The organism is Mesorhizobium sp. CNPSo 4661 (assembly GCF_057784215.1).
Map to the genome: position 1 here is coordinate 220,745 of NZ_JBWGIO010000004.1, position 21,042 is coordinate 241,786.

A 21,042-nucleotide genomic window follows, 5' to 3' on the forward strand; every position below is an offset into this window, starting at 1 on the left:
TCATGTTGGGATTGAGGCGGAAATTCGGGGCGAGGCGAAAGGTTTTCTCCATGGCTCGCAATTACGTGCTCTACGATGTGTTTACCACCGAAAGGCTGGCCGGAAATCCGCTTGCGGTGGTGCTCGACAGCGATGAGCTCGACACTGCCGGCATGCAGGCGATCGCGCGCGAATTCAATCTTTCAGAAACGGTGTTCGTGCTGCCCGCCGACAATCCAAAGCACCGCAACCGTATCCGCATCTTCACGCCCGACTATGAAATGCCTTTCGCCGGGCATCCCACGGTCGGCTCGGCAATCGCGCTGGCGGAACTCGCCGGGGAGGCGGCCGGCATCTTCGTGCTGGAGGAGAATATCGGGCCGGTACGCTGCGCGGTGAGCAAGCATGACGGCTCGACCTTCGCCGAGTTCGATCTGGCGAAACTGCCGGAACCGCTGGAGCTCAAGGCCGACCCAAACGCGATCGGCGCGGCACTCGGCCTTGCCCCGCACGAGATCGGCTTCGAGAATCACCGCGTCGCCTTCTGGTCGGCCGGTGTGCCTTATGTGACGATTCCGGTCGCCGGGCTGGCGGAAGCAGCCAAGATCAGGCTCGACAACCAGGCATGGTCGGAATTGGCACCCCGCAAGAGCGATTGGGCCTTCGCCAGCCCCTATGTCTATTGCCGCGAGACGGCGCATCATGACAGCGCCTTCCATGTGCGCATGATCGTTCCCGGCACCCCGTCCTACGAAGATCCGGCGACCGGTTCGGCCGCGGCGGCCTTTGCCGGCGCCATCATGCATTTCGACGCTCCGACCGACGGAATTTCGCAGCTCTGGATCGAGCAGGGTCTGGAGATGGGCCGGCCATCGCGCATCAGGCTGGAACTCAATGTCGATGCCGGAAAACTGGCTTCCGCACGCATTGGCGGCCATGCGATCAAGGTGGCCGAAGGCAAGCTATTCGCATGACAGCTGCGGCAATTCGGCGATTTGTCGGGAAATGATCCGGCAGGGCTAGACATGACCGAAAGCGGCGGCTATATGCGCCGCCGACGCTGGTTTTCCAGCGGTGTGGGTGTGTAGCTCAGTTGGTAGAGCAGCTGACTCTTAATCAGCGGGTCCACAGTTCGATCCTGTGCACACCCACCATTTAATCCCTTGTTTTCCTAGCGCTTTACGCCTGCCGAGAAGACTTGGTCTTTCCGGATCCCGGCATCGGATTCGTGCCGGAGACAGGAAGCGCAAAGCCACCGCCATGTTTGAGTCTGTCCACCGGGGTATGGACGCTTTCGTCCGTGCGCAATATGGATGGGCGTGGCCTGCCGTGGCGCTCCCGTTTTCGCTGAGTCGCAAAGGCAGACGACGAGACGTTTGATCAATGATGCTGCGCCGGGCGAGTCGGCCTTTTGATTGACGCCGCCCCGCAAAAGTGTCGATTTCAGGGGTACTGGTCATGACCGACAACAAGCCGGCCGCAGACGTCACCAAGGATTGGCAAGCAACGCAGGGCCAGAAGTCCGCCGCCTCGCGCCTCCGCCTTTTCGCCGCGCTCTCGTGGATCGTCGCCATTGGCGGCGAGATTGCCGGGATCGTTTTGTTCTACAAGCACAAGTTCGACCAGGGGAACCTGCCGCTGCTGATCGGCATTCTGGTCGGAATCGCGATTTTCGCAATCGCCGGCAACTTGCTGTGGAAGGCAGCCAACCGGCACGACCCGGCCCGGGCATCCGACACGGCCAGCTTCTTCTTCCAAAACCAGCTCGGCGCAATCATCACGCTGATTGCCTTCCTCCCCTTGATCTTCCTTATCCTCACCGACAAGAACATGGATCCGCAGACCAAGAAGGTCGCTGGCGGCGTCGGTGCCGCGCTGGCCGTGCTCGCGACGGTAATGGGGGTCAGCTTCAAGCCCCCGTCGGTCGAGCAGTACACCCAGGACATGAACTCGTGCGCGGCCCAGATCAGGGCGGGGCAGCCGACCACGGCCTGTTCGCCCGAAGTCGCCGCCCAGGCCCAGGAGATCGCCACGGATACTTCCGCGGTGACTGCGGCAACGAAGGACGCGAGTCACCCTGCCGGTCAGGACGTCGTGTACTGGATCGCGCCGGAAAACGGAGCCGCGAAGTCCTCCGAACCGCATGTTTTCCATCTCTGCGCCGCCGTGAGTCCGCTGAAGGACAAGACCGTGAACAGCGGCTCGGTGACGGAGGCCTACGCGCAGAACGCCATCCGCATCACCAAGCAGATCGAGATGGAACAGAAGCAATGCGGGTTCGCCGCCTCGCAATAAGCCTGCCCGCACGATCGCCCCGCGTCGCAACCGGGTGACATTGCGCCTTCGACCCTTCGAAGACTGACTGGGCGTTTCACCGTTTCGCGCGAACGGCGAAACGCCCTCTCTCTGTTCTACTTCTCCGAAACACCGGCCTCGGCGAAGCTCGCCATCTTCGCATGGCATTCCAGCGCCGAGCGAACGATGTTGACGGCAAGGCAGGCGCCGGAGCCTTCGCCGAGCCGCATGCCGAGATCGAGCAGCGGCGGCAGGCCGAGCGCTTCGAGCAGGCGGCGGTGGCCGGCTTCGGCCGAGACATGGGCCGCGACGGTGTGGGCCAGCCCCGTCGGGTGGAGCCTGGCCAATGGTGCGACCGCGGCGGTGCACACAAAGCCGTCGAGCAGCACCGGCACGTTGTTCTTGCGCGCGGCGAGCGTGGCGCCGAAGATAGCCGCCAGCTCGCGCCCGCCGAGAGCGGCAGCGATCTTCAGCGGGTCGGAGAGCGAATCGGCATGGCGCTTGAGGCCGGCCTCGATGGCGACGACCTTGCGCTGCAGCCCGGCGTCGTCGACGCCGGTGCCGCGACCCGTCCATTTCTCGGCGCCGCCGCCAAAGAGGGCGGTGGAGATCGCCGCAGCCGGTGTCGTGTTGCCGATGCCCATCTCGCCGAAGCAGACGAGGTCGAGGTCGTTGGTCACGGCGTCATAGCCGGCCGAGACGGCGGCAAGGAATGCCTTTTCGTCCATCGCCGGAACCTGCGTGAAATCGCCGGTCGGGTGATCGAGATCGAGCGGGATGACGTCCAGCTTTGCGCCGGCGATACGGGCAAGCTGGTTGATGGCGGCGCCGCCACCCGCGAAATTCGCCACCATCTGCACCGTGACTTCCGAAGGATAGGCCGACACGCCCTGCGCGGTGACGCCGTGATTGCCGGCGAAAACGAAGACTTTCACAGCATCGAGCTTCGGCATGTCGCGGCCCTGCCAGCGGCCGAGCCAGGCAGCGATGGTTTCCAGCCGGCCGAGGCTGCCCGGCGGCTTGGTTAGCGTGTCCTGGCGCTTGGCGACGGCGCCGGCGGCCGCATCGCTGCCGGCGGGGAGGTCGAGGCAGGCGGCGCGAAGGTCTTCGAGCGATTTGAAGGCAGTCGATTGGGGGGACATGGGGGCAAGGTCTCCGAAAGAGAGTCAGGAAAGGCAAACGGAAGCGGTAAGCAGCACCGCGATCTCGCCGAGCTGCTGCAACGCGCCGATCGTGTCGCCGGTCTGGCCGCCGATCTGGCTGAGGCAAAGCGCGCGGAAGGCGGCAAACAGCAGGCCGAGCAGTATGAGCGCCGCGATCGCGCCGCCAAGGCCGAGCGCCAGCAGCGCCACCGCGCCGAGCGCCGCGCCGACAATGGCGGTCTCCGTCGTGACGGAGCCGGCATTGGCCGACAGGCCGTCGCTGCGAGCCGGCGGCAGAAGATGCATGAAGGCGCCGAACAGGCCGCGTGAAGCCGCATGCGCGGCGAGCAGCGCCAGGACGACGTGGCCGGGGCCGGTGAGTTGGGACAGCGCGCTCCAGCGGATGAGCAGCGAGATACCAAGCGCCGCGGCGCCATAAGCGCCAATGCGGCTGTCGCGCATGATCTCCAGCTTCCTGTCGCGTGTCCGGCCGCCCCAAAAGCCGTCGGCGATGTCGGAAAACCCGTCCTCGTGCAGGCAACCGGTGACGAGCATCGTCGCGGCGAGCGTGAGCGCCGCGGCCGGGCCGGTGGCGAGGCCGAGGACCGTGGCGATGGCGTAGACCAGCGCGCCGATGATCGCCACCGCGAGACCGGCAAAGGGCGCAGCCCAGATCGCGTCGGCAAGGCTGCGGCCGCCGAAATCGCTCGATGGCAACCTCAGCCGGGTGAGAAAGACGAGGCTGAGGCCGATATCGTCAAGCACTTGCCGGGGTGCGGAAGGGCCGTTCATGCGCCCCTCGCTATGGCATGGAAAAAAGTGCCGCTGACATGGCCGCGCCGGTAGCCGGAAGCGCCAAGCGGGTTGCCCTGGCCGTCGGCAAGGTCGGCCAAAGGCTCGTCATTGCCGGTAGCAATCATCTGCGCATAGTGGAATTCATGACCGCGGATCAAGGTGCCCTCCGGTCCCAAAGGACAGGCGGCGCGCAGCCGCGCCTCGCGATAGCCGAGGTTCATCTTGCGTTTGGCGAAGCTGGTCGAGTGGCCAAGCAGGCCGAGCATTTTGTGGCTCTCGCCGTCCGCGTCTTCCAGCACTTCGCCCAGCACCATGAAGCCGCCGCACTCGCCATGAACTGGTTTCGTCGCCGCAAAGCGCGCCATTCCCGCCTGGAAGTTCGTCGCGGCCGCGAGCTTGCCGGCATGCAGCTCGGGATAACCGCCGGGCAGCCAGCAAACGTCGCAGTCCTGAGCAGGCGCCTCGTCGGCGAGTGGCGAGAAGGGAACGATCTCGGCGCCGGCCTTGCGCCAATGCGTGATGACATGGGGATAGAGGAACGTGAAGGCGGCGTCTTCCGCCAACGCGATGCGCTGCCCGGGCGGTTGCAGCGCGTCACCGAGGTCACCGGCCGCCGGCTCCAGCGGGGTGGCCAGCGCCAGGATGGCGTCGATGTCGAGCGACTTTTCCACCATGTCGGCCAGCCGGTCGAGATGCGCCATCAGGTTTTCGTATTCGCCGGCCTGGACGAGGCCGAGGTGCCGCTCCGGCAGGTTGAGCGTCGGATCGCGCAGGATGGCGCCGACCACGGGCAGGCCGATCGCCTCGATCGCGTCGCCCGACAGACGCCGGTGGCGTTCGCTGCCAAGGCGGTTGAGCACGACACCGGCCATGCGGACATCCGGGTCGTAGGTGGCGAAACCCTTGGCCACCGCCGCCGCCGTGGTCGACTGCCCGGAGACGTCGAGCACCAACAGCACCGGCAAGCCATAGAGCCGCGCAAGATCGGCGGCCGAGCCGGAGCGGCCTTCCGGCGCGGGGATGCCGTCGAACAGACCCATTGCGCTTTCGAGGATGACGTATTCGGCGTCATCCGTTGCCTGGCTGGCCAGCGCGTTGAGCAGGGAAGGCGACATCGCCCAGCTGTCGAGGTTGACGCCGGAAAGGCCGGTGGCGGCGGTGTGGAAACCGGGGTCGATATAGTCCGGTCCGGACTTCGCGCCGCGCACTTTCAGGCCGCGTCGGGCGAGCGCGCGCAACAGGCCGATGGTGACGCTGGTCTTGCCCGAGCCGGAGCGTGGCGCGCCGATGATGATCGCGCGCGCCGTCATGCGCCGCCCGCCAGTGCCGCGCGCATGGCGACGATGCCGCCGACGACGATCAGCGCCGGCGAAGCAAGCCCGGCAGCCGCGGCCTCATCGGCGATGGTGGCGAGCGTGGCGACGACGATGCGCTCCTGCGGCGTCGTCGCCGCGACGATCACAGCCGCGGGTGTCGACGGCGCGAGGCCGCCGCCGAGCAGCTTTGTTGCGATCGCCGGCAGATTGGCCATGCCCATATAGACGACGACCGGCTGTCCGGTGCGGGCGATCGCGGTCCAGTCGATGTCGTCATCGGTGCCGGCGGCGTGGCCGGTGGCAAGGATGACCGCCTTGTTGATGCCGCGCATGGTGGCGGGAATGCCGGTGGCGGCCAAAGCGCTGAGACCGGAGGTCAGGCCGGAAAGCACACGGAACGGAATGTCTTCGCCCGCCAGGGCCAAGGCCTCTTCGCCGCCACGCCCGAAAATATAGGGATCGCCGCCCTTGAGGCGCACGACACGGCGGCCCGAGCGCGCCAGCTGCACGAGAAGGGCATTGATGTCGTCCTGCTTCATCGAGGGCTGGCCGCCGCGTTTTCCGGCGTAGAAGAGCTCGGCGCCCTGAGCGACCGCCACGACGTCGGGCGAGACCAGCGCGTCATAAACCAGTGCGTCGCATTGCCCGAGCGCCGCCAGTACCTCAAGCGTCAGGCAGCCGGGATCGCCCGGGCCGGCGCCCGCCAGCCAGACATGGCCAGGCTCCAGTTCGCGCGGCTTGAAGTTCAGCCGCGCCAGCGCCTGCTCCAGAGTTGCCCGTCCGTTCATATTGGCGCTGCCGTTCACAATCCGTCCCGTCCGCGAAAACGCCGCTGGTAGTGGGCGTCATAGAGTGAGCTTTCGCCGAAATCCTGCGCTGCGAGAGCGCTGCCGACGAAGATGATCGCCGTGCGCTCCACCGGATTTTCCGCCAGCTGCGCTTCGATGGTGCCGAGCGTGCCGGTCAGGATGCGCTCGTCCGGCCAGGAGGCGCGGAAGACGACCGCGACCGGACATTCGGCGCCGTAGAGAGGCGTCAAATCGGCAACGACGCGGTCGATGGCATGGATGGCAAGATGGATGGCAAGCGTGGCGCCGGTGCGGCCGAAGCCGGCCAGCGTCTCGCCCGGCGGCATTTTCGAGGCGCGACCGGAAACGCGCGTCAGCACCAGGCTTTGCGCGAGCTCGGGGATGGTCAGCTCGCGGCGCAGCGCCGCCGCCGCCGCCGCGAAGGAGGGGACGCCGGGGGTCAGCGTGTAAGCGATGTTGTGCTTTTCCAGGCGCCTGATCTGTTCGGCGACGGCGCTCCACACCGAAAGATCGCCGGAATGGAGGCGCGCGACGTCGTGGCCGGCCTTGTGGGCGGCGACATATTCGGCCTCGATCTCGTCGAGCGACATCGGCGCGGTGTCGATCAGCCTGGTGCCTGGCGCGCAATGTTCCAGCAGCTCCGGCGCGACGATCGAGCCGGCATAGAGGCAGACCGGGCAACTGGCCAGGAGCCGCGCGCCGCGCAGCGTGATGAGATCGGCCGCACCTGGACCGGCGCCGATGAAATGGACCGTCATGGCGCATCTCCGCTGATGGCGATGGCGCAGGTGACCGGACCGAGCACTGTGCGGGGCCCGAGCAGCCTTGCACCGGCCCCGGCGACCGCGAGGGCGGAAGCTTCCGAAACCGACGGCGTGCCGGCGCGGCTTTGCGAGAGATCGCAGCGGCTGCGGGCGCCCGGCGAGGCCAGCTGCAGGACCCGGTCATCGGCAATGACGACAGGCAGGTTAAGCGCGCGGCCGGCGGCGGAAATCGCCGCCTCATCCTTCTTGAGCGGGGCGGTCGCCAGTGCCGAAAGCGCTGTCATCGCGAGGCCATGCGCTTCAAGCGCGGTCTCGATCGCCGCCAGCACTTCCTCGACGCTCACGCCTTTGCGGCTACCGATGCCCGCGACCATCATGACTTGACCCAGCTCCACTGCGTAACCGGCATGGCCGGACGCCAGGCCTGCATGGACCCGACAGGTGCCGCGCGGGAAAGCGCGACGCGGGTGAGATCGCCGCCGCGCCTGTTGTGCTGGTCGAGCAGCAGTGCCTCCATCTCCAGCGTCACCGCGTTGGCGACCAGTCGGCCGCCGGCGCGCAGCGCCTTGATCGCTTTCTCCAGCACGCCGGTATCGCTGCCGCCGCCGCCGATGAAGATCGCATCTGGCGTCTCCAGTTTGGCGAACGCCTTGGGCGCCGCGCCTTCGACCACGACAAGGCCCGGCACACCGCAATGCGCGGCGTTGCGGCGGACGCGGACGGCGCGTTCGCCGTTGGCCTCGATGGCGATGGCGCGCAGCGAAGAATGCACCAGCATCCATTCGATGCCGATCGAGCCCGAACCGGCGCCGATGTCCCACAGCAACTCGCCGCGCCGTGGCGCCAGCGCCGACAGCGTGATGGCGCGGATCTCGCGCTTGGTGATCTGGCCGTCATGCTCGAACAGGTGATCGGCGAGGCCGACGGTCAAGGGCAGGACGCGCGCATCCGGCGTCGATACAATCTCGAGTGCCAGCACGTTGAGCGGGTTGATGTTCTTGAGATCGAAAGCGTCCGCGCGGGAGGTTCGACGCGCTTCATCGGCGCCGCCGAGCGCTTCCAGGACCGTCAGCCGCGACGGGCCGAAGCCGAGTTCGTAGAGTAGCGCGGCGATAGCGGCCGGCGCGTCGGCGTCGGAGGTGAGCGCCAGGATGCGCGCGCTGGGTTGGAGCAGGGGGCGGATCAGATCGATCGGCTGGCCGTGCAGCGAGATGGTCTCGACGTCTTGCAACGCCCAGCCAAGACGCGATGCCGCGAGCGACAGCGAGGAGGGTGCCGGCAGGACAAGCATCTCATCCGGCTTGACCTTGCGTGCCAGTGTGACGCCGACGCCGTGGAAGAACGGGTCGCCGGATGCAAGCACGCAGATTTTCTTGCCTTTGAGCGCCAGCACGTCGCGCATCTCGGCATCGAAGGGTGCCGGCCATGGGCGCGTCTCGCCCTTGGCCACGTTCGAGACGAGAGCAAGGTGCCGCTTGCCGCCGAACACGATCTCCGCCTGCGCGATCCGCTGCTTGGCCTCGTCGCCGAGACCCGCTACACCATCCTCGCCGATGCCGACGATGGTCAGCCATTTCGTGGCGGGCTTGGCGGCGCGCGGACCCTTAGCAGGCATGATGACCCACCGTATCCTGATCCTCGGCGGCACGACGGAAGCCCGGCAACTGGCGGGAAAGCTCGCGCGTCGCGAGGATCTTTCGGTCACGCTGTCGCTTGCCGGCCGCACCGAAAGCCCGGTCGCGCAAGGCGTGCCGGTGCGGGTCGGCGGTTTTGGCGGCGCGGCAGGGCTCGCCGCCCATCTTCGCCAGGAACATGTCGATCTGTTGATCGACGCCACGCATCCTTATGCCGCCCGCATCTCCGCCAATGCCGCCGAAGCGGCCAGGGAGTCCGGCGTGCCGATCCTTGCGCTGCGGCGTCCCGGTTGGGAGCCCGTCGCGGGCGATCGTTGGACGCTGGTCGGCAGTGTCACTGAGGCGGCAAGCGTCCTCGGTATGGCGCCGCGTCGTGTCTTCCTGGCGATCGGCCGGCAGGAGGCCGGCGCCTTCGAGGCCGCGCCGCAACACCGCTACCTGATCCGCAGCGTCGATCCGGTCGAGCCGAAGCTTGCCGTGCCGGATGCGCTCTACCTGTTGGCGCGCGGACCGTTCCCGGAAGCGGACGAAAGGGCGCTGCTCGAAAAATACGGGATCGACGCCGTCGTTGCCAAGAACAGCGGCGGCGAGGCGACCTATGGCAAGATCGCCGCTGCGCGGGCGCTCGGCATCGAGGTGGTCATGATCCGCCGGCCGGCGCTGCCTGACGTGCCCTCGGCCGAAACCGTCGATGCGCTGGCGGCAAAAGTCGATCATCTTCTCGATCCTGTTGCCGAACGCGGCGTATAGACCAGCGCGGGTTTTTCTCCACGCTTGATGATGCGCGTCTCGGGCGAGCCGATGATGATGCAGGTCGCCATGTCGGCTTTTTCGGCATCGGCGTCCGCCAGCAGGAAAACCTCGATGCGCTCATCGGGCCGGCCGGCGGCGCGCCCGAAGATCACCGGCGTGGTGCCCGGCAGGATCGCCTTCAGGCATTCGAAGGCGCGGCCGAGCTGCCAGGGGCGGGCCTTGCTGATCGGATTGTAGAGCGCGATGACGAAGCCGGCGCCGGCTGCCGCCAGCAGGCGCAGCTCGATCAGCTCCCACGGCTTCAGATTGTCGGAGAGCGAGATAGCGCAGAAATCGTGGCCGAGCGGTGCGCCGATGCGGGCGGCAACCGCAAGCATGGCGGTGACGCCAGGGACGACCGACAGGTCAATGGCGCGCCATTCGGCCGGGCCGGCTTCGATCGCCTCGCAGACGGCCGCGGCCATGGCGAAGACGCCGGGATCGCCGCCGGAAACGACGGCGACGCTGTGGCCTTCGGCGGCCTTGGCCAACGCTTCGTTGGAGCGGGCAAGTTCTTCGCGGTTGTCGGAAGCGATGCGGGTCTGGTCCGGCCGTAGCTCAAGCCGGTCGAGATAGGGTTTGTAGCCATAGAAAAAGGAAGCCTCTGCGACGGCATTGGCAGCCTGCGGCGTGACCTGGTCGGCATTTCCGGGTCCGAGGCCGATGACGGTAAGGCGGCCGCTCATGGCTTTGCCCCCGGACGCGCCGACCAGCCGGCGACCAGCACGATGGCGAAATAGGGCGCCTTGTCGTCCAGCTTTTCGGCAAGCCGCATCGAGACGCTGCCCGGCATGGTGCCGCGCTCGACATAGACGGCCTTGGCCAGCTTGCCGGTGGCTTCCAGCGCGCGGCGGATTTTCGGCAGGTTGCGGCCGACCTTCATGATGACGGCGGCATCGGTGTCGGCCAGCCGCCGCGTCAGCTCGAACTCGCTCATCGTGCCCGGCAGCACGGTCAGCACGTCGTCGCCCTGGACGATCGGCACGCCGGTCTGCGACCAGCAGCCGGACATGGCGGTGATGCCGGGAATGACTTCGGTCGGGAAGCGATGCGCGAGGCGCACATGCAGATGCATGTAGGAGCCGTAGAAGAGCGGATCGCCCTCCGACAGCACCGCCACCATCCTGCCGGCGCCGAGATGTTCGGCGACCTGTTCGGCCGACTGCTCGTAGAAATCGGTGATCTGTGCCCGGTAGTCGTCGTGGTCCTTGTCGATCTCCGTCGTCACCGGATAGAGCAGCGGCAGCTCGACCATGTCGGGTCGGAAACGCGCCTCGACAATGGCGCGGGCATTGCTGTTGTTGCCGCGCTTGGCGAAATAGGCGACCACGTCGGCTTCGGCCAGCGCGCGCGCCGCTTTCAGCGTCAGCAGCTCCGGATCGCCCGGACCGGTGCCGACGCCGACCAGACGGCCTTTCAGGATAGCGTTCATAGGCCCGGCCTCGCCAACGAATTGAGCGCGGCGGCGGTCATGGCGCTGCCGCCCAGCCTGCCGCGCACGATGGCATAGGGCACGCCGTAGGAATTCTCGGCCAGCGCATCCTTGGATTCGGCGGCGCCAACGAAGCCGACCGGCATGCCGATGATCGCGGCCGGCTTCGGCGCGCCGTCGCGCAGTTTTTCGAGCAGATAGAAAAGCGCGGTCGGCGCGTTGCCGATGGCGACGACGGAGCCTGCCATGCGCTCGCCCCAGAGGTCGATCGCCGCGGCCGAACGGGTGTTGCCGATCTCCTTGGCGATATCATGCGTGCGCGGGTCGCGCAGCGTGCAGATCACTTCGTTGCCCGCCGGCAGCCGGGCGCGGGTGACGCCATGCGCCACCATCTCGGCATCGCAGAAGATCGGCGCGCCGGCAGCCAGCGCGGTGCGCGCCGCGGCGACGAAATCGCTGGAGAAGACGAAATTCCTGGCGGCTTCGACTTGGCCGCAGGCATGGATCATGCGGATCGCGACATCTGCCTCCGTCTCGGAGAATCGCGTGAGGTCCGCCTCGGCGCGGATGATGGCGAAAGAGCGCTCGTAGATCGCCATCCCGTCACGGATATAGTCGTAGGCGGCCATTCACTGGTTCCGTCGATAGAGTTCCGCGATACCGGCCGCGCCGAGCCTTGTGAGGCAAGCGGCGGCGGTTTCGCCCTGATGTCTTTGCGCGCGCAGCGCGGCAAGGATGCCGGCAATGCCGCGCGCGGCGTCATAGCCCGGCCTGTATCCGGCAGGAAGGGCCTTTGCCGTCCCGTCCACGACAAGTCCGGCTCCGTTTTCGTCGCCGACCAAAGTGAGCATCGCCGCTCCGGGATGGGCGCAGCCCTTGGCGCAGCCGGAAACATGCAGGATCAGCGAGGCGTCGAGGAGGTCGGCGCTTTGTTTTGCGATGGCTTCGGCGATGGCGCGCGTGGCGATGCGGCCGGAGGCGCAGGCCGGCGTTCCGGGGCAGGCGGCGATGCGGGTGCGCGGGTCGGCGGGGTTGGTGACGAAGCCGAGCGTCGCGGCGGAGGTCTGGAGCGAGGAGGGGGTGGAGAGGCCGAGGAAGAGCAGGGCGCGGCCCGGAGCGAGGCGGATTTCGGGGGCGCCGAGGGACAGGGCGCTTTGGGTGAGGGCGATGAGCTTTTCGGCCGGCATGCTGCCGTAAGGGAGGCCGATGCCGAGGGTGAAAGTGTCGCCGGCTAAGGGGAAAAGGCCGATAGGTTTGCGTGAGGCCCCCCCCTCTGTCCTGCCGGACATCTCCCCCTCAAGGGGGGAGATTACGCTCTCGCCAATCGTTTCGCCAATCTGCAACGTTGAAAATGGAGAGCCGGCGTCGACGCTGCCAATCTCCCCCCTTGAGGGGGAGATGTCCGGCAGGACAGAGAGGGGGGCGACAGAGTGCCAACCTGCGAGTGAATTGAGCCGTCTCTCCGACAAATCTCTTGTATGGGCCTCACGACCTCGTTCAGCGACCATCCGCAGTGCCGCGACAGCAATATCGCGTGCTGCATCGGCATCGACCGTCGCGAGTGGCCTTGCGCCGGGTGGGTCGCCGGCAACCGATACGCGCCAGAGAACACCATCCCCGGTCCGTACCGCCCTCAGCCGCACATCGGCTGTCAACGCATCCATGCCCAACTGCCCGCCGCCGTCGACGATCACCGACACCTTCGGCCCCAGCCGCACCGTCAGCCCGGCCTCCTCGATCGCGGCCCTGATCCGCTCGGCCAGCGGACGCGGGTCGACAACCTCGTGCGGATCGATCCCCGCCAGCGGCCCAATCTCCACCGGAACGCCACTGCGCACCGCAATGCCAAGCGCATCGACCTCCGCCGCCAGCAGCCGCGCGCTTTCTGCCGTCAAACCACGGATCTGCAGGCTGCCGCGCGCGGTCACTTCCATAATGCCGTTGCCGTGGCGCAGAGCGGATTCCCCGAGTCCGATCAGGGACTTCGGCGCCAATCCTCCAGCAACCGGGTTGAGCCGTACCAGCAGCCCGTCGCCGGTCTGCATGGGAGCGCTGAGTGCGGGGCAGGCGCCGCGGCGTGAGAAGGCGTTCATGCCGCCACCCCGCTTGCCTGGGCCTCGGCGATCAGGGCCGCGAGGTCGTCGTCGATGGAATTCCTGAGTGGATGCCAGAGGCCGCGCCGCCGCGCAGCGAGGAGCCGCTCGGCGATGACCTTGGCGGCCGCCGGGTTCTCGCGCAGCAGGAAGGCGCGAACGTCCGGGTCGCCGACATAGGCGTCGTGCACGGCCTCGATCAGCGCGCCCGGAATGGCATGGGTGGTCTCGGCGAAGCCGACGAGGCGGTCGACCGTTTCGGCGAATTCCGAGGCGCCGCGCGGGCCGTGGCGCATCTGGCCGGCGATGAAGCGCGGATTGACCGCGCGGGCGCGGACCACGCGCGACACCGCTTCGCCGACCGAACGCGGCTTCGGCTTTTTCGGATCGGTCGTGTCGAGCACGATGACGTCGGCATTCCGGCCAAGTGCGGCAAGGGCTGCCGAAAACCCGCCGATGAAGGTGACATCGGCCGAACCTTCGAGGATGTCGCGGCCCGGGTCGTCGCCGGTGTGGACGAGGAGATCGGCTTCGGCAATGCGGCCTTCGAAAGCGCCGGGCGCGGCAATCGCTTCGCCGTCGGCACCGCCATAGGCGTGCGATGTCGCGTCGAGATAGGCGCGGCCGATCTCTTCGCGCGCGCCCCATTCGCCGCGCGACAGCAGATCCTCGACGCCGGCGCCATAGGTGCCGGGCGAGGTGCCGAAAATACGTGGGCTGATCTTGCCCTGAGCACGCGTCGAGGCGGCGAGCGGGTTTTCCGTATCGTCCTCGTCACGGCCGGCGACGGCGTTGGCAGCGGCGTCGATCAGCGCGATCTGGGTCGGGAACATGTCGCGGAACAGGCCGGAAATGCGCCAGGTGACGTCGACGCGCGGGCGACCGAGCGCGGCCGGTGGCAAGACCTCGATGCCGGTGACGCGACCGGTGGCGGCGTCCCATTGCGGCCGGCAGCCCATCAGCGCCAGGCCTTGCGCGATCTCCTCGCCGCCGGTGCGCAGCGAAGCCGATCCCCAGAGATCGATGACCAGCGAACGCGGCCAATCGCCATGGCTCTGCATATAGCTGCGCACGACTTCTTCCGCCGCCGCCTGGCCGAGATCGTAAGCTGTCGGCGTCGGCATCGTGCGCGGATCGGAGGTGAAGAGATTGCGGCCGGTGGGCAGCACGTCGGAGCGGCCGCGCGCCGGCGCACCGGCCGGTCCTGCCTTGATGTGGCGACCGTCGAGAGCGGCGAGCAGTGCTGCCTTCTCTGCCACGGCGCTTTGCCGGCGCAGCGGATCGGTCTCGCCCTCCGGCGCGCGGCCGTAGACATGCAGCCCGTCCTTGACGGCGAAATCCTTGAGGTCGCAAAGCCAGGCGTCGATGCGCCGCAGCGCTTCGTCGGGTTGATCGGTCTTGGCGACGCCGGCTTCCGAGGCAAGCCCGGTCTTGCGCGCCGTCTCGACGATCAGCTTCGCCAGACGGTCACGGCGACGGCGGTCGAGGCCGTCGGCCTGGGCATATTCATCCACCAGGCGTTCGAGCTTCTGTTGCGCCTCGTCGAGACCGGCCCCGGTCAGTGGCGGCGGCAGGTGGCCGAGCGTGACGGCCGCAATACGGCGCTTGGCCTGCGCCGCCTCGCCAGGATTGGAGACGATGAAGGGATAGACGACCGGCAGCGAGCCGGTGACGATCTCCGGAAAACAAGTGTCTGAGAGCGCGACGGTCTTGCCCGGCAGCCATTCCAGCGTGCCATGCGCCCCGACATGGACGATGGCATGGACGCCGAGCGATTTCTGCAGCCACAGGCCGAAGGCGATCAACTCATGGCGCGGAGGGAGCGTTGGGTCGTGGTAGTCGGCCCGGCGGTCGACGGAACGGCCGCGATCGGGGGCGAGTGCCACGGTGACGTTGCCGAAGGTCGCGGCGCGGAAGGGGAAGTGGGTTTCGACTGCTGGTCGTGAAGGCTGGCGTTCTGTCGCCCCCCCCTCTGTCCTGCCGGACATCTCCCCCTCAAGGGGGGAGATTGGCAGTTCCGCCGCCGGCTCTCCTCTTGCCAGGCCGGAAATTGGCGAAAGCCGTGGCGAAGGAATAATCTCCCCCCTTGAGGGGGAGATGTCCGGCAGGACAGAGAGGGGGGCCTCGCGCAAACTTATCTGGTCCTGCGCTTTGCCCCACGCCGCTTCCGCCGCACTACGCGCAGCTTCCGGCAGCTCGGCGGAAAGGGCCAGGTAGTCATCGAAACTCAATCCTTGTCCACCCACCTCCAGCGCATCCAGCAACTCTCTTGGCGATTGCGGAATCCCGTCAACCGCATAGCCCTGTTCCTTCAGGTCATGCAGCATCGCAAGCACGCTGGACGGCACATCAAGCCCGACGGCGTAGCCGGTCCGTCCCGGCGCGCTCGGATAATCCGGGATCAGGATCGCGAGCTTGCGCTTGGCTCGCTCCGTCCGTTGCAGGCGGATGAAGGCAGCGACGCGCTTGGCGACCTGCGTGACGCGATCCGCTTCAGGCCGGTTGGCAAACGCGCGAAAAGCCAGGGCCGGATCGGTCTCGACCTCGCCCTTGAACGAGATCGTGCCGGCGAGGATGCGGCCGTCGAGCTCGGGCAGCACGACATGCATGGCGAGATCGGCGGGCGCCAGGCCACGCTGGTTCTTTTCCCAGACCTCGCGCCGGGTGGTGGCGACGATGACCTGGAAGACCGGCACGCCGGCCCGGTCGAACAGGGTTTCGGCGCCTGGCTCGGCGCCGGAGGCGAAGGCGGTTGCGGTGACGATTGCGGCCGGGTTCGATGACGCGATGGCGTTTTCGACGAAGGTGAGAGACGCCGGATCCTTGAGGCTGGAGACGAAGATCGGCACCGGGGTGAGGCCCTGCGCACTCAAGGCCTCGACCAGCGCGTCGATGGGTGCGACGTCCGCGGCAAGCAGCATCGAGCGGTAGAAGAGGATGGGGACGACGCCGATATTGTTGGCGCCGGGTTCCCGCCAACCCCCCTCTGTCCTGCCGGACATCTCCCCCGCAAGGGGGGAGATTGAGCTGTCGTCGACGATTTCGCCAATTGCAGATGCCGCAGGAGGTTCTGTTGTCGCGTTAGCAGAAGAAGCGCGGGTGCCGGTGACGGCTGATCTCCCCCCTTGCGGGGGAGATGTCCGGTAGGACAGAGGGGGGTGCGAAGGAACGCCGGCCTTTGGAAGGTGTGGCTTCTCCACAACTCCCAGCCCAGGCTGATAATACCCCGCCTTCGGCACACCGACCGGCTCAACCACGGCCGCATCCGACCCGGCAAGCCGTGCCAATCTTTGTACCAGCGCGTTCATATTCGCCGGACCGCCTTCGCGGAAATAGCCGAGCAGGGCGTCGAGCTCGGGGCGCGGCAGGGTCGAGGCCTCGATCAGCCGCTGATCCTCGTCGTGGCTCTCGCCGGGCAACAGCGCGAGCTTGATGCCGCGCTCGCGCGCCAGCGCCGCGAGCTGGTCGCAGCCATAGCGCCACCAATCATAGCCGCCGAGGATGCGGACGAGGATGACCTTGGCATGGCGGGCAACGCTGTCGATCCACAGGTCGACCGACATCGGGTGGCGGAGGTCGCGCAGTGCGGCGAGCCGCATCGAAGGCAGCCGCTCGGCATCCGCCTTCCAGGCGGCTGCCAGGCCGGCGAGGTCGCTGTCGGTGAAGGACAGGGCCACGACATCCGCAGGCGTCTGCCTGAGGTCGATCGGCTCGGCGAGGTCGTCGAGCGAAGCGGATGTGGTGGCGAGGATATGCATCGCTTTTTCGTGTTGGCCTCAGCCGGCGAGGATACGCTCGATCGCCGGACGGTTCAGCCCCTTGAGGCCGATGACGACGAGCCGCGAGCGGCGGTCGTCCTCGGCCGTCCAGGCGCGGTCGTAGTAATGGTTGACGCGTGGGCCGACGGCCTGGAGCAGAAGCCGCATCGGCTTGCCGCCGACCTCGACGAAACCTTTGACGCGCAACACGTTTTCCTGCTCGGCGGCAAGGGCGACGCGCTTGGCTAGCTCATCCGGGTTGGAAATCGCGGGGATGTCGAGGACGAAGGAATCGAAATCGTCGTGCTCGTGGTCGAGCTCGTCGTCATGATGGGTCTTGCGGTTCTCGATGTCGTCCTCGACGGCGAGGCCGAGGCCAAGCAGCACGGACGGGTCGACCTTGCCTTGCGCGGTCGGCACGATTTTGACGGCGCGCGCTACGTGCTCGCCGATGACGGCGTTGGCGCGTTGCGAGCCGGCCGCATCCATCAAATCGCTCTTCGACAGGATGATCAGGTCGGCGCAGGCGATCTGGTCCTCGAACACCTCCTCGACCGGATCGTCATGGTCAAGGGAATCGTCGGCGGCGCGCTGCGCCTGAAGGGCATCCATGTCGGAGGCGACGCGGCCGTCGGCCAGCGCCGGGCCGTCGACCACGGCGACGACGCCGTCGACGGTGACGCGGCTCTTCACGGTCGGCCACTGGAAGGCCTGGACGAGCGGCTTCGGCAGAGCGAGGCCGGAGGTCTCGATCAGGATGTGGTCGACCTTGGGGTTGAGCGACAGGATCTGGTCGAGCGCCGGCACGAAATCGTCGGCCACGGTGCAGCAGATGCAGCCATTGGCGAGTTCTACGATGTTTTCTTCCGGGCACGCGTCGACGCCGCAGCCTTTGAGGATCTCGCCGTCGATGCCGACATCGCCGAACTCGTTGACGATGATCGCCAGCCGCTTGCCCTTGGCGTTTTCGATGAGGTTTCGGATCAGCGTCGTCTTGCCGGCGCCGAGGAAGCCGGTGACGACGGTGCAGGGAACACGGGAAACGGAAGCGTTCATGGTCAATCCTTCAGCATGTCAAGGGGAGGGATGCGGGCAACCAGGCCGCGCTTGAGGGAATCGGGCCGGCCGCGCCAGGGGATCAGGCCATCGGTCGAGGTGGCGAAGAGCTTTGCACCGGCGACGAGGTCGGCGCCGCTGGCGGTATTCAGATCGCCGAACACATAGCTCCAGCAGCCGTCGCGCAGCAGCGCGGCGCTCAGCCGGCGCTTGCAATTGCCGAGGCATTCTACGGTGCGGATGCGGATGTTTTCGCCCGACGCGGCGCGGCGCGTGTCTTCGGCCAGCAAGGCGCCGGCGCGCGGATGCGCGTCCGAACCGGTCTCGTCGCGGCAGGAGGAGCAGACAATAATGGTCACGCCGGCCAGTGCGTCGTCGGGCTCGGACGAAAAATCCGCTGCTTTAGCCGGGAAACTGCCGTTGCGATCCAAAACCATGCTCCTTGCCCGGAAAACCCGCCGGGCATTCGGATACTCAAAGTCTCAGACGGCAGGTCTCCTGGCTCGCGGGTCGTCGCCTTGAATGCCGCCTTCCCGGGACATCCCAGTGGTTTTCGGCTAAGGCTCGTCGCTTACAGTTGCGGGGACAGCCGCGGATTTGGGTTTTTGGCCCGCACCGCATTCCCTCTTGGCCCCTGCCGTTGCGGGTAGGGGACCGTCTAGGTCGGATTTAGGCTTTTGCAGGCGGCAGAGTCAACGCGCGGCTACGACACCGCGATGTCGGCCAGCGCCGGTCCGAGGTCGCCGGCCGGCGTCACTTCGATCGCCTCTAGCCCGAGCCAGCCCTGCATCTGCTTCAACTCGTCGAAGAGCTGGGCGGCGGTTTCAGGCGGCGCGTCGGGCTCGGCATAGGCGGCGTGAACGCGCAGCACGCTGGCCGGGCGGTCGGCCCGAAGATCGACGCGGGCGACGATCCGGTCGCCGAGCAGGAAGGGCAGCACGTAATAGCCGTATTGGCGCTTTTCGGCCGGGGTGTAGATCTCGATGCGATAGCGGAAGCCGAAGAGCTTTTCCGTCCGGGTGCGCTCGAAGACGACGGGATCGAACGGGGCGAGCAGGGCGCGGGCCTCGATGCGGCGCGGAAAACGGGCATCCTTGTGGAGATAGGCCGGCTTGTCCCAGCCTTCGACCTTCACCGGTAGCAATTCGCCTGTTTCGACCAGTTCCTCGATGCGGTCCTTCGTGTCGCCCGGTGCAAGGCGAAAATAGTCGCGCAGGTCGCCATAGGTGGCGATGCCATGGGCGCGAGCCGAGATGCGCAGCAATTCGCGGTGCGCGTCCTCGACCGAGGGCACAGGCAGGTCAAGCACCGCCTGCGGTAAAACGCGCTCCGGCAAGTCGTAATAGCGTTCGAAGCCGCGCCGGTAGGCGGTGGTGATGCGGCCGGCCCAGAACAGCCATTCGAAGGCGTGCTTGGCCTCGCTCCAGCCCCACCAGCCGCCATTGCCCTTGTGGCCCTCGATATCGGAGGCGGCGATCGGCCCGCGTTCGGCCACCTCCTTGTAGATCTCCTCGATCAGTTCGCCGCGCTCGCGGCCCCATTTGGCGAGGCCGATATACATTTCGTCGCCCTGCTCGGCGCGCTGCATGCGCCAACGTATCAAAGGCCAGGTTTCGACGGGGAGGAACGACGCCTCATGCGCCCAATATTCAAAGACGGCGCGCTTGCGGGTCACCGCGGCGTTGTCGAGCAGCGTAAGCGGGTAGGGGCCGAGGCGAGAATAGAGCGGCATATAATGAGCGCGCACCACGGCGCTGACGGAATCGATCTGCAAGAGGCCGGTTCGCGAAAGCACACGCGCAAGGTGCCGGCGGTCGGGTACTCCTCCCGGGCGAGGGTCGTTGAACCCTTGCGCGCCAAGCGCGATGCGCCTGGCCATGGCGAGCGAGATTTTCTCCTTCATCAAGATGTCCTTGCCGAGATCGTCCGTTGGTTCTTAGCCGGTGATTCCGGCCATGCTAGCAGGCAAATGGCGGGAGACATGTCAGGAGAGAAAAGTGGAGTAAAAAGCGAAGGAAATCAAACAAGAGCGGATCGGACCAGTTTCTTCCGATAAGGCGTCCAGGGCCGCGATTTGAACAAGGTTTGACTTGCGTCACCGAAACCGCTGCGCTAACCCATCGCCGCGATGCAGCATGGGCCTCTTAAAACGGTTCAGCGGTTAAACTGTCACGCTTCCGCATTAGAGTTCGTTGCTGTAATCAAAGTGAACTGCCCGCCTAAGGAAAGCCGCCGCATGAGCGCACTCCTGAGTTCATATCTGCCGATCGTCCTGTTCATCGCCGTGGCGCTGGTCGTCGGCCTTGCGCTGCTCATAGCGCCGTTCCTGGTCGCTTACCGCAATCCAGATCCGGAAAAGCTCTCGGCGTATGAATGCGGGTTCAACTCGTTCGACGACGCCCGCATGAAATTCGACATCCGCTTCTACCTGGTGTCGATCCTCTTCATCATCTTCGATCTCGAGGTCGCCTTCCTGTTCCCATGGGCGGTGTCGTTCTCCAAGGTCGGCATGCTCGGCTTCTGGTCGATGATGGTGTTTCTGGCGGTGCTGACCATCGGCTTTGCCTATGAATGGAAAAAAGGAGCGCTGGAATGGGATTGAACGACAGTTCAGGCACCCTCGTCGCGCCGAAGCCCAAGGGCATCATCGACCCCAACACCGGCAGGCCGGTGGGGGAGGACGATCCCTTCTTCCTCGAAATCAACAATGAGCTGGCCGACAAGGGTTTCCTTGTCACGTCGACCGAAGCGCTGATCACCTGGGCGCGCAGCGGCTCGCTGATGTTCATGACCTTCGGCCTCGCCTGCTGCGCGGTCGAGATGATCCACACCTCGATGCCGCGCTATGACTCGGAGCGTTTCGGCGTTGCGCCGCGCGCGTCGCCGCGCCAGTCCGACATCATGATCGTCGCCGGCACGCTGACCAACAAGATGGCGCCGGCGCTGCGCAAGGTCTACGACCAGATGCCGGAGCCGCGCTACGTCATCTCGATGGGCTCCTGCGCCAATGGCGGCGGCTACTACCATTATTCCTATTCGGTGGTGCGCGGCTGCGACCGCATCGTGCCGGTCGACATCTATGTGCCCGGCTGCCCACCGAGCGCGGAAGCGCTGCTCTACGGCATTCTCCTTCTGCAGAAGAAGATCCGCCGCACCGGCACGATCGAACGGTGAGCC

Annotated in this window: 20 protein-coding genes, 1 tRNA gene and 1 riboswitch; of the genes, 6 read left to right on the plus strand and 15 right to left on the minus strand. The window is 66.6% G+C overall.

Going from position 1 to position 21,042, the window contains the following annotated elements; genetic code table 11:
- Window positions 1-50 precede the first annotated feature (50 nt).
- The 3 genes from AC0YKC_RS07740 (at window position 51) to AC0YKC_RS07750 (ending at window position 2,274) form a co-directional block, all read left to right on the plus strand.
- Window positions 51-953 (plus strand): PhzF family phenazine biosynthesis protein, encoded by a 903-nt coding sequence (locus tag AC0YKC_RS07740; RefSeq protein WP_488510680.1) that lies wholly within the window; start codon window positions 51-53, stop codon window positions 951-953.
- A 104-nt stretch (window positions 954-1,057) separates the two neighbouring features.
- A tRNA-Lys gene (locus AC0YKC_RS07745) sits at window positions 1,058-1,133 on the plus strand.
- A 304-nt stretch (window positions 1,134-1,437) separates the two neighbouring features.
- Window positions 1,438-2,274, plus strand: coding sequence for a hypothetical protein (locus tag AC0YKC_RS07750; RefSeq protein ID WP_488510681.1), 837 nt, complete (start codon window positions 1,438-1,440; stop codon window positions 2,272-2,274).
- Window positions 2,275-2,390: 116 nt separating this feature from the next.
- On the opposite strand, the gene cobT is transcribed toward AC0YKC_RS07750, so the two are convergent.
- Genes cobT through cbiE form a run of 7 tightly spaced genes read right to left on the minus strand, consistent with a single transcriptional unit; the run spans window position 2,391 to window position 8,715 of the window.
- Window positions 2,391-3,416: a nicotinate-nucleotide--dimethylbenzimidazole phosphoribosyltransferase gene (gene cobT / locus AC0YKC_RS07755; protein WP_488510682.1), complete on the minus strand. Its 1,026-nt coding sequence runs from the start codon at window positions 3,414-3,416 to the stop codon at window positions 2,391-2,393.
- 24 nt (window positions 3,417-3,440) lie between these two features.
- Window positions 3,441-4,208: an adenosylcobinamide-GDP ribazoletransferase gene (locus tag AC0YKC_RS07760; RefSeq protein ID WP_488510683.1), complete on the minus strand. Its 768-nt coding sequence runs from the start codon at window positions 4,206-4,208 to the stop codon at window positions 3,441-3,443.
- Window positions 4,205-5,521: a cobyrinic acid a,c-diamide synthase CobB gene (locus AC0YKC_RS07765; RefSeq protein WP_488510684.1), complete on the minus strand. Its 1,317-nt coding sequence runs from the start codon at window positions 5,519-5,521 to the stop codon at window positions 4,205-4,207. The genes AC0YKC_RS07760 and AC0YKC_RS07765 overlap by 4 nt, the downstream gene beginning before the upstream one ends.
- On the minus strand, window positions 5,518-6,315 hold the full coding sequence (cobA, locus tag AC0YKC_RS07770; RefSeq protein ID WP_488510685.1) for a uroporphyrinogen-III C-methyltransferase: 798 nt from the start codon (window positions 6,313-6,315) through the stop codon (window positions 5,518-5,520). Before cobA ends, AC0YKC_RS07765 begins: the two co-directional genes overlap by 4 nt.
- Window positions 6,316-6,329: 14 nt before the next feature.
- On the minus strand, window positions 6,330-7,094 hold the full coding sequence (cobM, locus tag AC0YKC_RS07775; RefSeq protein ID WP_488510686.1) for a precorrin-4 C(11)-methyltransferase: 765 nt from the start codon (window positions 7,092-7,094) through the stop codon (window positions 6,330-6,332).
- Window positions 7,091-7,477 carry a cobalamin biosynthesis protein gene (locus AC0YKC_RS07780; protein WP_112127336.1) on the minus strand — a complete coding sequence of 129 codons (387 nt, stop codon included), beginning with the start codon at window positions 7,475-7,477 and terminating at the stop codon, window positions 7,091-7,093. Before AC0YKC_RS07780 ends, cobM begins: the two co-directional genes overlap by 4 nt.
- The gene (gene cbiE / locus AC0YKC_RS07785) at window positions 7,474-8,715 is read right to left on the minus strand and encodes a precorrin-6y C5,15-methyltransferase (decarboxylating) subunit CbiE (RefSeq protein ID WP_488510687.1); all 1,242 of its coding nucleotides are present in this window, start codon (window positions 8,713-8,715) and stop codon (window positions 7,474-7,476) included. Before cbiE ends, AC0YKC_RS07780 begins: the two co-directional genes overlap by 4 nt.
- A 1-nt stretch (window position 8,716) precedes the next feature.
- Here cbiE and AC0YKC_RS07790 point away from each other — a divergent pair, with 1 nt between their 5' ends.
- A complete protein-coding gene (locus tag AC0YKC_RS07790; protein ID WP_488510774.1) occupies window positions 8,717-9,484 on the plus strand; it encodes a cobalt-precorrin-6A reductase in 768 nt (255 codons plus the stop codon).
- On the opposite strand, the gene AC0YKC_RS07795 is transcribed toward AC0YKC_RS07790, so the two are convergent.
- From AC0YKC_RS07795 to AC0YKC_RS07830, 8 genes are all read right to left on the minus strand, one after another.
- Window positions 9,448-10,212, minus strand: a complete 765-nt coding sequence (locus AC0YKC_RS07795) for a precorrin-3B C(17)-methyltransferase (RefSeq protein WP_488510688.1) — start codon at window positions 10,210-10,212, stop codon at window positions 9,448-9,450. The two genes, AC0YKC_RS07790 and AC0YKC_RS07795, sit on opposite strands and share 37 nt — an antisense overlap.
- Window positions 10,209-10,958 carry a precorrin-2 C(20)-methyltransferase gene (locus AC0YKC_RS07800; protein WP_488510689.1) on the minus strand — a complete coding sequence of 250 codons (750 nt, stop codon included), beginning with the start codon at window positions 10,956-10,958 and terminating at the stop codon, window positions 10,209-10,211. Before AC0YKC_RS07800 ends, AC0YKC_RS07795 begins: the two co-directional genes overlap by 4 nt.
- Entirely contained in the window at window positions 10,955-11,587 is a 633-nt protein-coding gene (locus AC0YKC_RS07805) for a precorrin-8X methylmutase (RefSeq protein ID WP_320295229.1), read from the minus strand. Before AC0YKC_RS07805 ends, AC0YKC_RS07800 begins: the two co-directional genes overlap by 4 nt.
- Window positions 11,588-13,051 (minus strand): precorrin-3B synthase, encoded by a 1,464-nt coding sequence (gene cobG / locus AC0YKC_RS07810; protein WP_488510690.1) that lies wholly within the window; start codon window positions 13,049-13,051, stop codon window positions 11,588-11,590.
- Window positions 13,048-16,809, minus strand: a complete 3,762-nt coding sequence (locus AC0YKC_RS07815; RefSeq protein ID WP_488510691.1) for a cobaltochelatase subunit CobN — start codon at window positions 16,807-16,809, stop codon at window positions 13,048-13,050. Before AC0YKC_RS07815 ends, cobG begins: the two co-directional genes overlap by 4 nt.
- An 18-nt stretch (window positions 16,810-16,827) precedes the next feature.
- Complete coding sequence (cobW, locus tag AC0YKC_RS07820; protein WP_488510692.1) at window positions 16,828-17,865, minus strand: cobalamin biosynthesis protein CobW; 1,038 nt, start codon at window positions 17,863-17,865, stop codon at window positions 16,828-16,830.
- Between the two features lie 2 nt (window positions 17,866-17,867).
- Window positions 17,868-18,296 carry a DUF1636 family protein gene (locus AC0YKC_RS07825; RefSeq protein WP_320295233.1) on the minus strand — a complete coding sequence of 143 codons (429 nt, stop codon included), beginning with the start codon at window positions 18,294-18,296 and terminating at the stop codon, window positions 17,868-17,870.
- A 40-nt stretch (window positions 18,297-18,336) separates the two neighbouring features.
- Window positions 18,337-18,539: riboswitch (cobalamin riboswitch) on the minus strand.
- A 29-nt stretch (window positions 18,540-18,568) separates the two neighbouring features.
- Window positions 18,569-19,768 carry a winged helix-turn-helix domain-containing protein gene (locus AC0YKC_RS07830; protein ID WP_488510693.1) on the minus strand — a complete coding sequence of 400 codons (1,200 nt, stop codon included), beginning with the start codon at window positions 19,766-19,768 and terminating at the stop codon, window positions 18,569-18,571.
- A 333-nt stretch (window positions 19,769-20,101) separates the two neighbouring features.
- On the opposite strand from AC0YKC_RS07830, the gene AC0YKC_RS07835 reads away from it, so the two are divergent.
- Entirely contained in the window at window positions 20,102-20,467 is a 366-nt protein-coding gene (locus AC0YKC_RS07835) for an NADH-quinone oxidoreductase subunit A (protein ID WP_140644309.1), read from the plus strand.
- Window positions 20,458-21,039: a NuoB/complex I 20 kDa subunit family protein gene (locus AC0YKC_RS07840; protein WP_013531090.1), complete on the plus strand. Its 582-nt coding sequence runs from the start codon at window positions 20,458-20,460 to the stop codon at window positions 21,037-21,039. Before AC0YKC_RS07835 ends, AC0YKC_RS07840 begins: the two co-directional genes overlap by 10 nt.
- Window positions 21,040-21,042: the final 3 nt, after the last annotated feature.

Excerpts from the sequence above, each read along its gene's own strand:
- AC0YKC_RS07740 (WP_488510680.1), top strand. The coding sequence starts at position 51 with ATGGCTCGCAATTACGTGCTCTACGATGTGTTTACCACCGAAAGGCTG.
- AC0YKC_RS07750 (WP_488510681.1), top strand. The coding sequence starts at position 1,438 with ATGACCGACAACAAGCCGGCCGCAGACGTCACCAAGGATTGGCAAGCA.
- cobT (WP_488510682.1), bottom strand. The coding sequence starts at position 3,416 with ATGTCCCCCCAATCGACTGCCTTCAAATCGCTCGAAGACCTTCGCGCC.
- AC0YKC_RS07760 (WP_488510683.1), bottom strand. The coding sequence starts at position 4,208 with ATGAACGGCCCTTCCGCACCCCGGCAAGTGCTTGACGATATCGGCCTC.
- AC0YKC_RS07765 (WP_488510684.1), bottom strand. The coding sequence starts at position 5,521 with ATGACGGCGCGCGCGATCATCATCGGCGCGCCACGCTCCGGCTCGGGC.
- cobA (WP_488510685.1), bottom strand. The coding sequence starts at position 6,315 with ATGAACGGACGGGCAACTCTGGAGCAGGCGCTGGCGCGGCTGAACTTC.
- cobM (WP_488510686.1), bottom strand. The coding sequence starts at position 7,094 with ATGACGGTCCATTTCATCGGCGCCGGTCCAGGTGCGGCCGATCTCATC.
- AC0YKC_RS07780 (WP_112127336.1), bottom strand. The coding sequence starts at position 7,477 with ATGATGGTCGCGGGCATCGGTAGCCGCAAAGGCGTGAGCGTCGAGGAA.
- cbiE (WP_488510687.1), bottom strand. The coding sequence starts at position 8,715 with ATGCCTGCTAAGGGTCCGCGCGCCGCCAAGCCCGCCACGAAATGGCTG.
- AC0YKC_RS07790 (WP_488510774.1), top strand. The coding sequence starts at position 8,717 with ATGACCCACCGTATCCTGATCCTCGGCGGCACGACGGAAGCCCGGCAA.
- AC0YKC_RS07795 (WP_488510688.1), bottom strand. The coding sequence starts at position 10,212 with ATGAGCGGCCGCCTTACCGTCATCGGCCTCGGACCCGGAAATGCCGAC.
- AC0YKC_RS07800 (WP_488510689.1), bottom strand. The coding sequence starts at position 10,958 with ATGAACGCTATCCTGAAAGGCCGTCTGGTCGGCGTCGGCACCGGTCCG.
- AC0YKC_RS07805 (WP_320295229.1), bottom strand. The coding sequence starts at position 11,587 with ATGGCCGCCTACGACTATATCCGTGACGGGATGGCGATCTACGAGCGC.
- cobG (WP_488510690.1), bottom strand. The coding sequence starts at position 13,051 with ATGAACGCCTTCTCACGCCGCGGCGCCTGCCCCGCACTCAGCGCTCCC.
- AC0YKC_RS07815 (WP_488510691.1), bottom strand. The coding sequence starts at position 16,809 with ATGCATATCCTCGCCACCACATCCGCTTCGCTCGACGACCTCGCCGAG.
- cobW (WP_488510692.1), bottom strand. The coding sequence starts at position 17,865 with ATGAACGCTTCCGTTTCCCGTGTTCCCTGCACCGTCGTCACCGGCTTC.
- AC0YKC_RS07830 (WP_488510693.1), bottom strand. The coding sequence starts at position 19,768 with ATGAAGGAGAAAATCTCGCTCGCCATGGCCAGGCGCATCGCGCTTGGC.
- AC0YKC_RS07835 (WP_140644309.1), top strand. The coding sequence starts at position 20,102 with ATGAGCGCACTCCTGAGTTCATATCTGCCGATCGTCCTGTTCATCGCC.
- AC0YKC_RS07840 (WP_013531090.1), top strand. The coding sequence starts at position 20,458 with ATGGGATTGAACGACAGTTCAGGCACCCTCGTCGCGCCGAAGCCCAAG.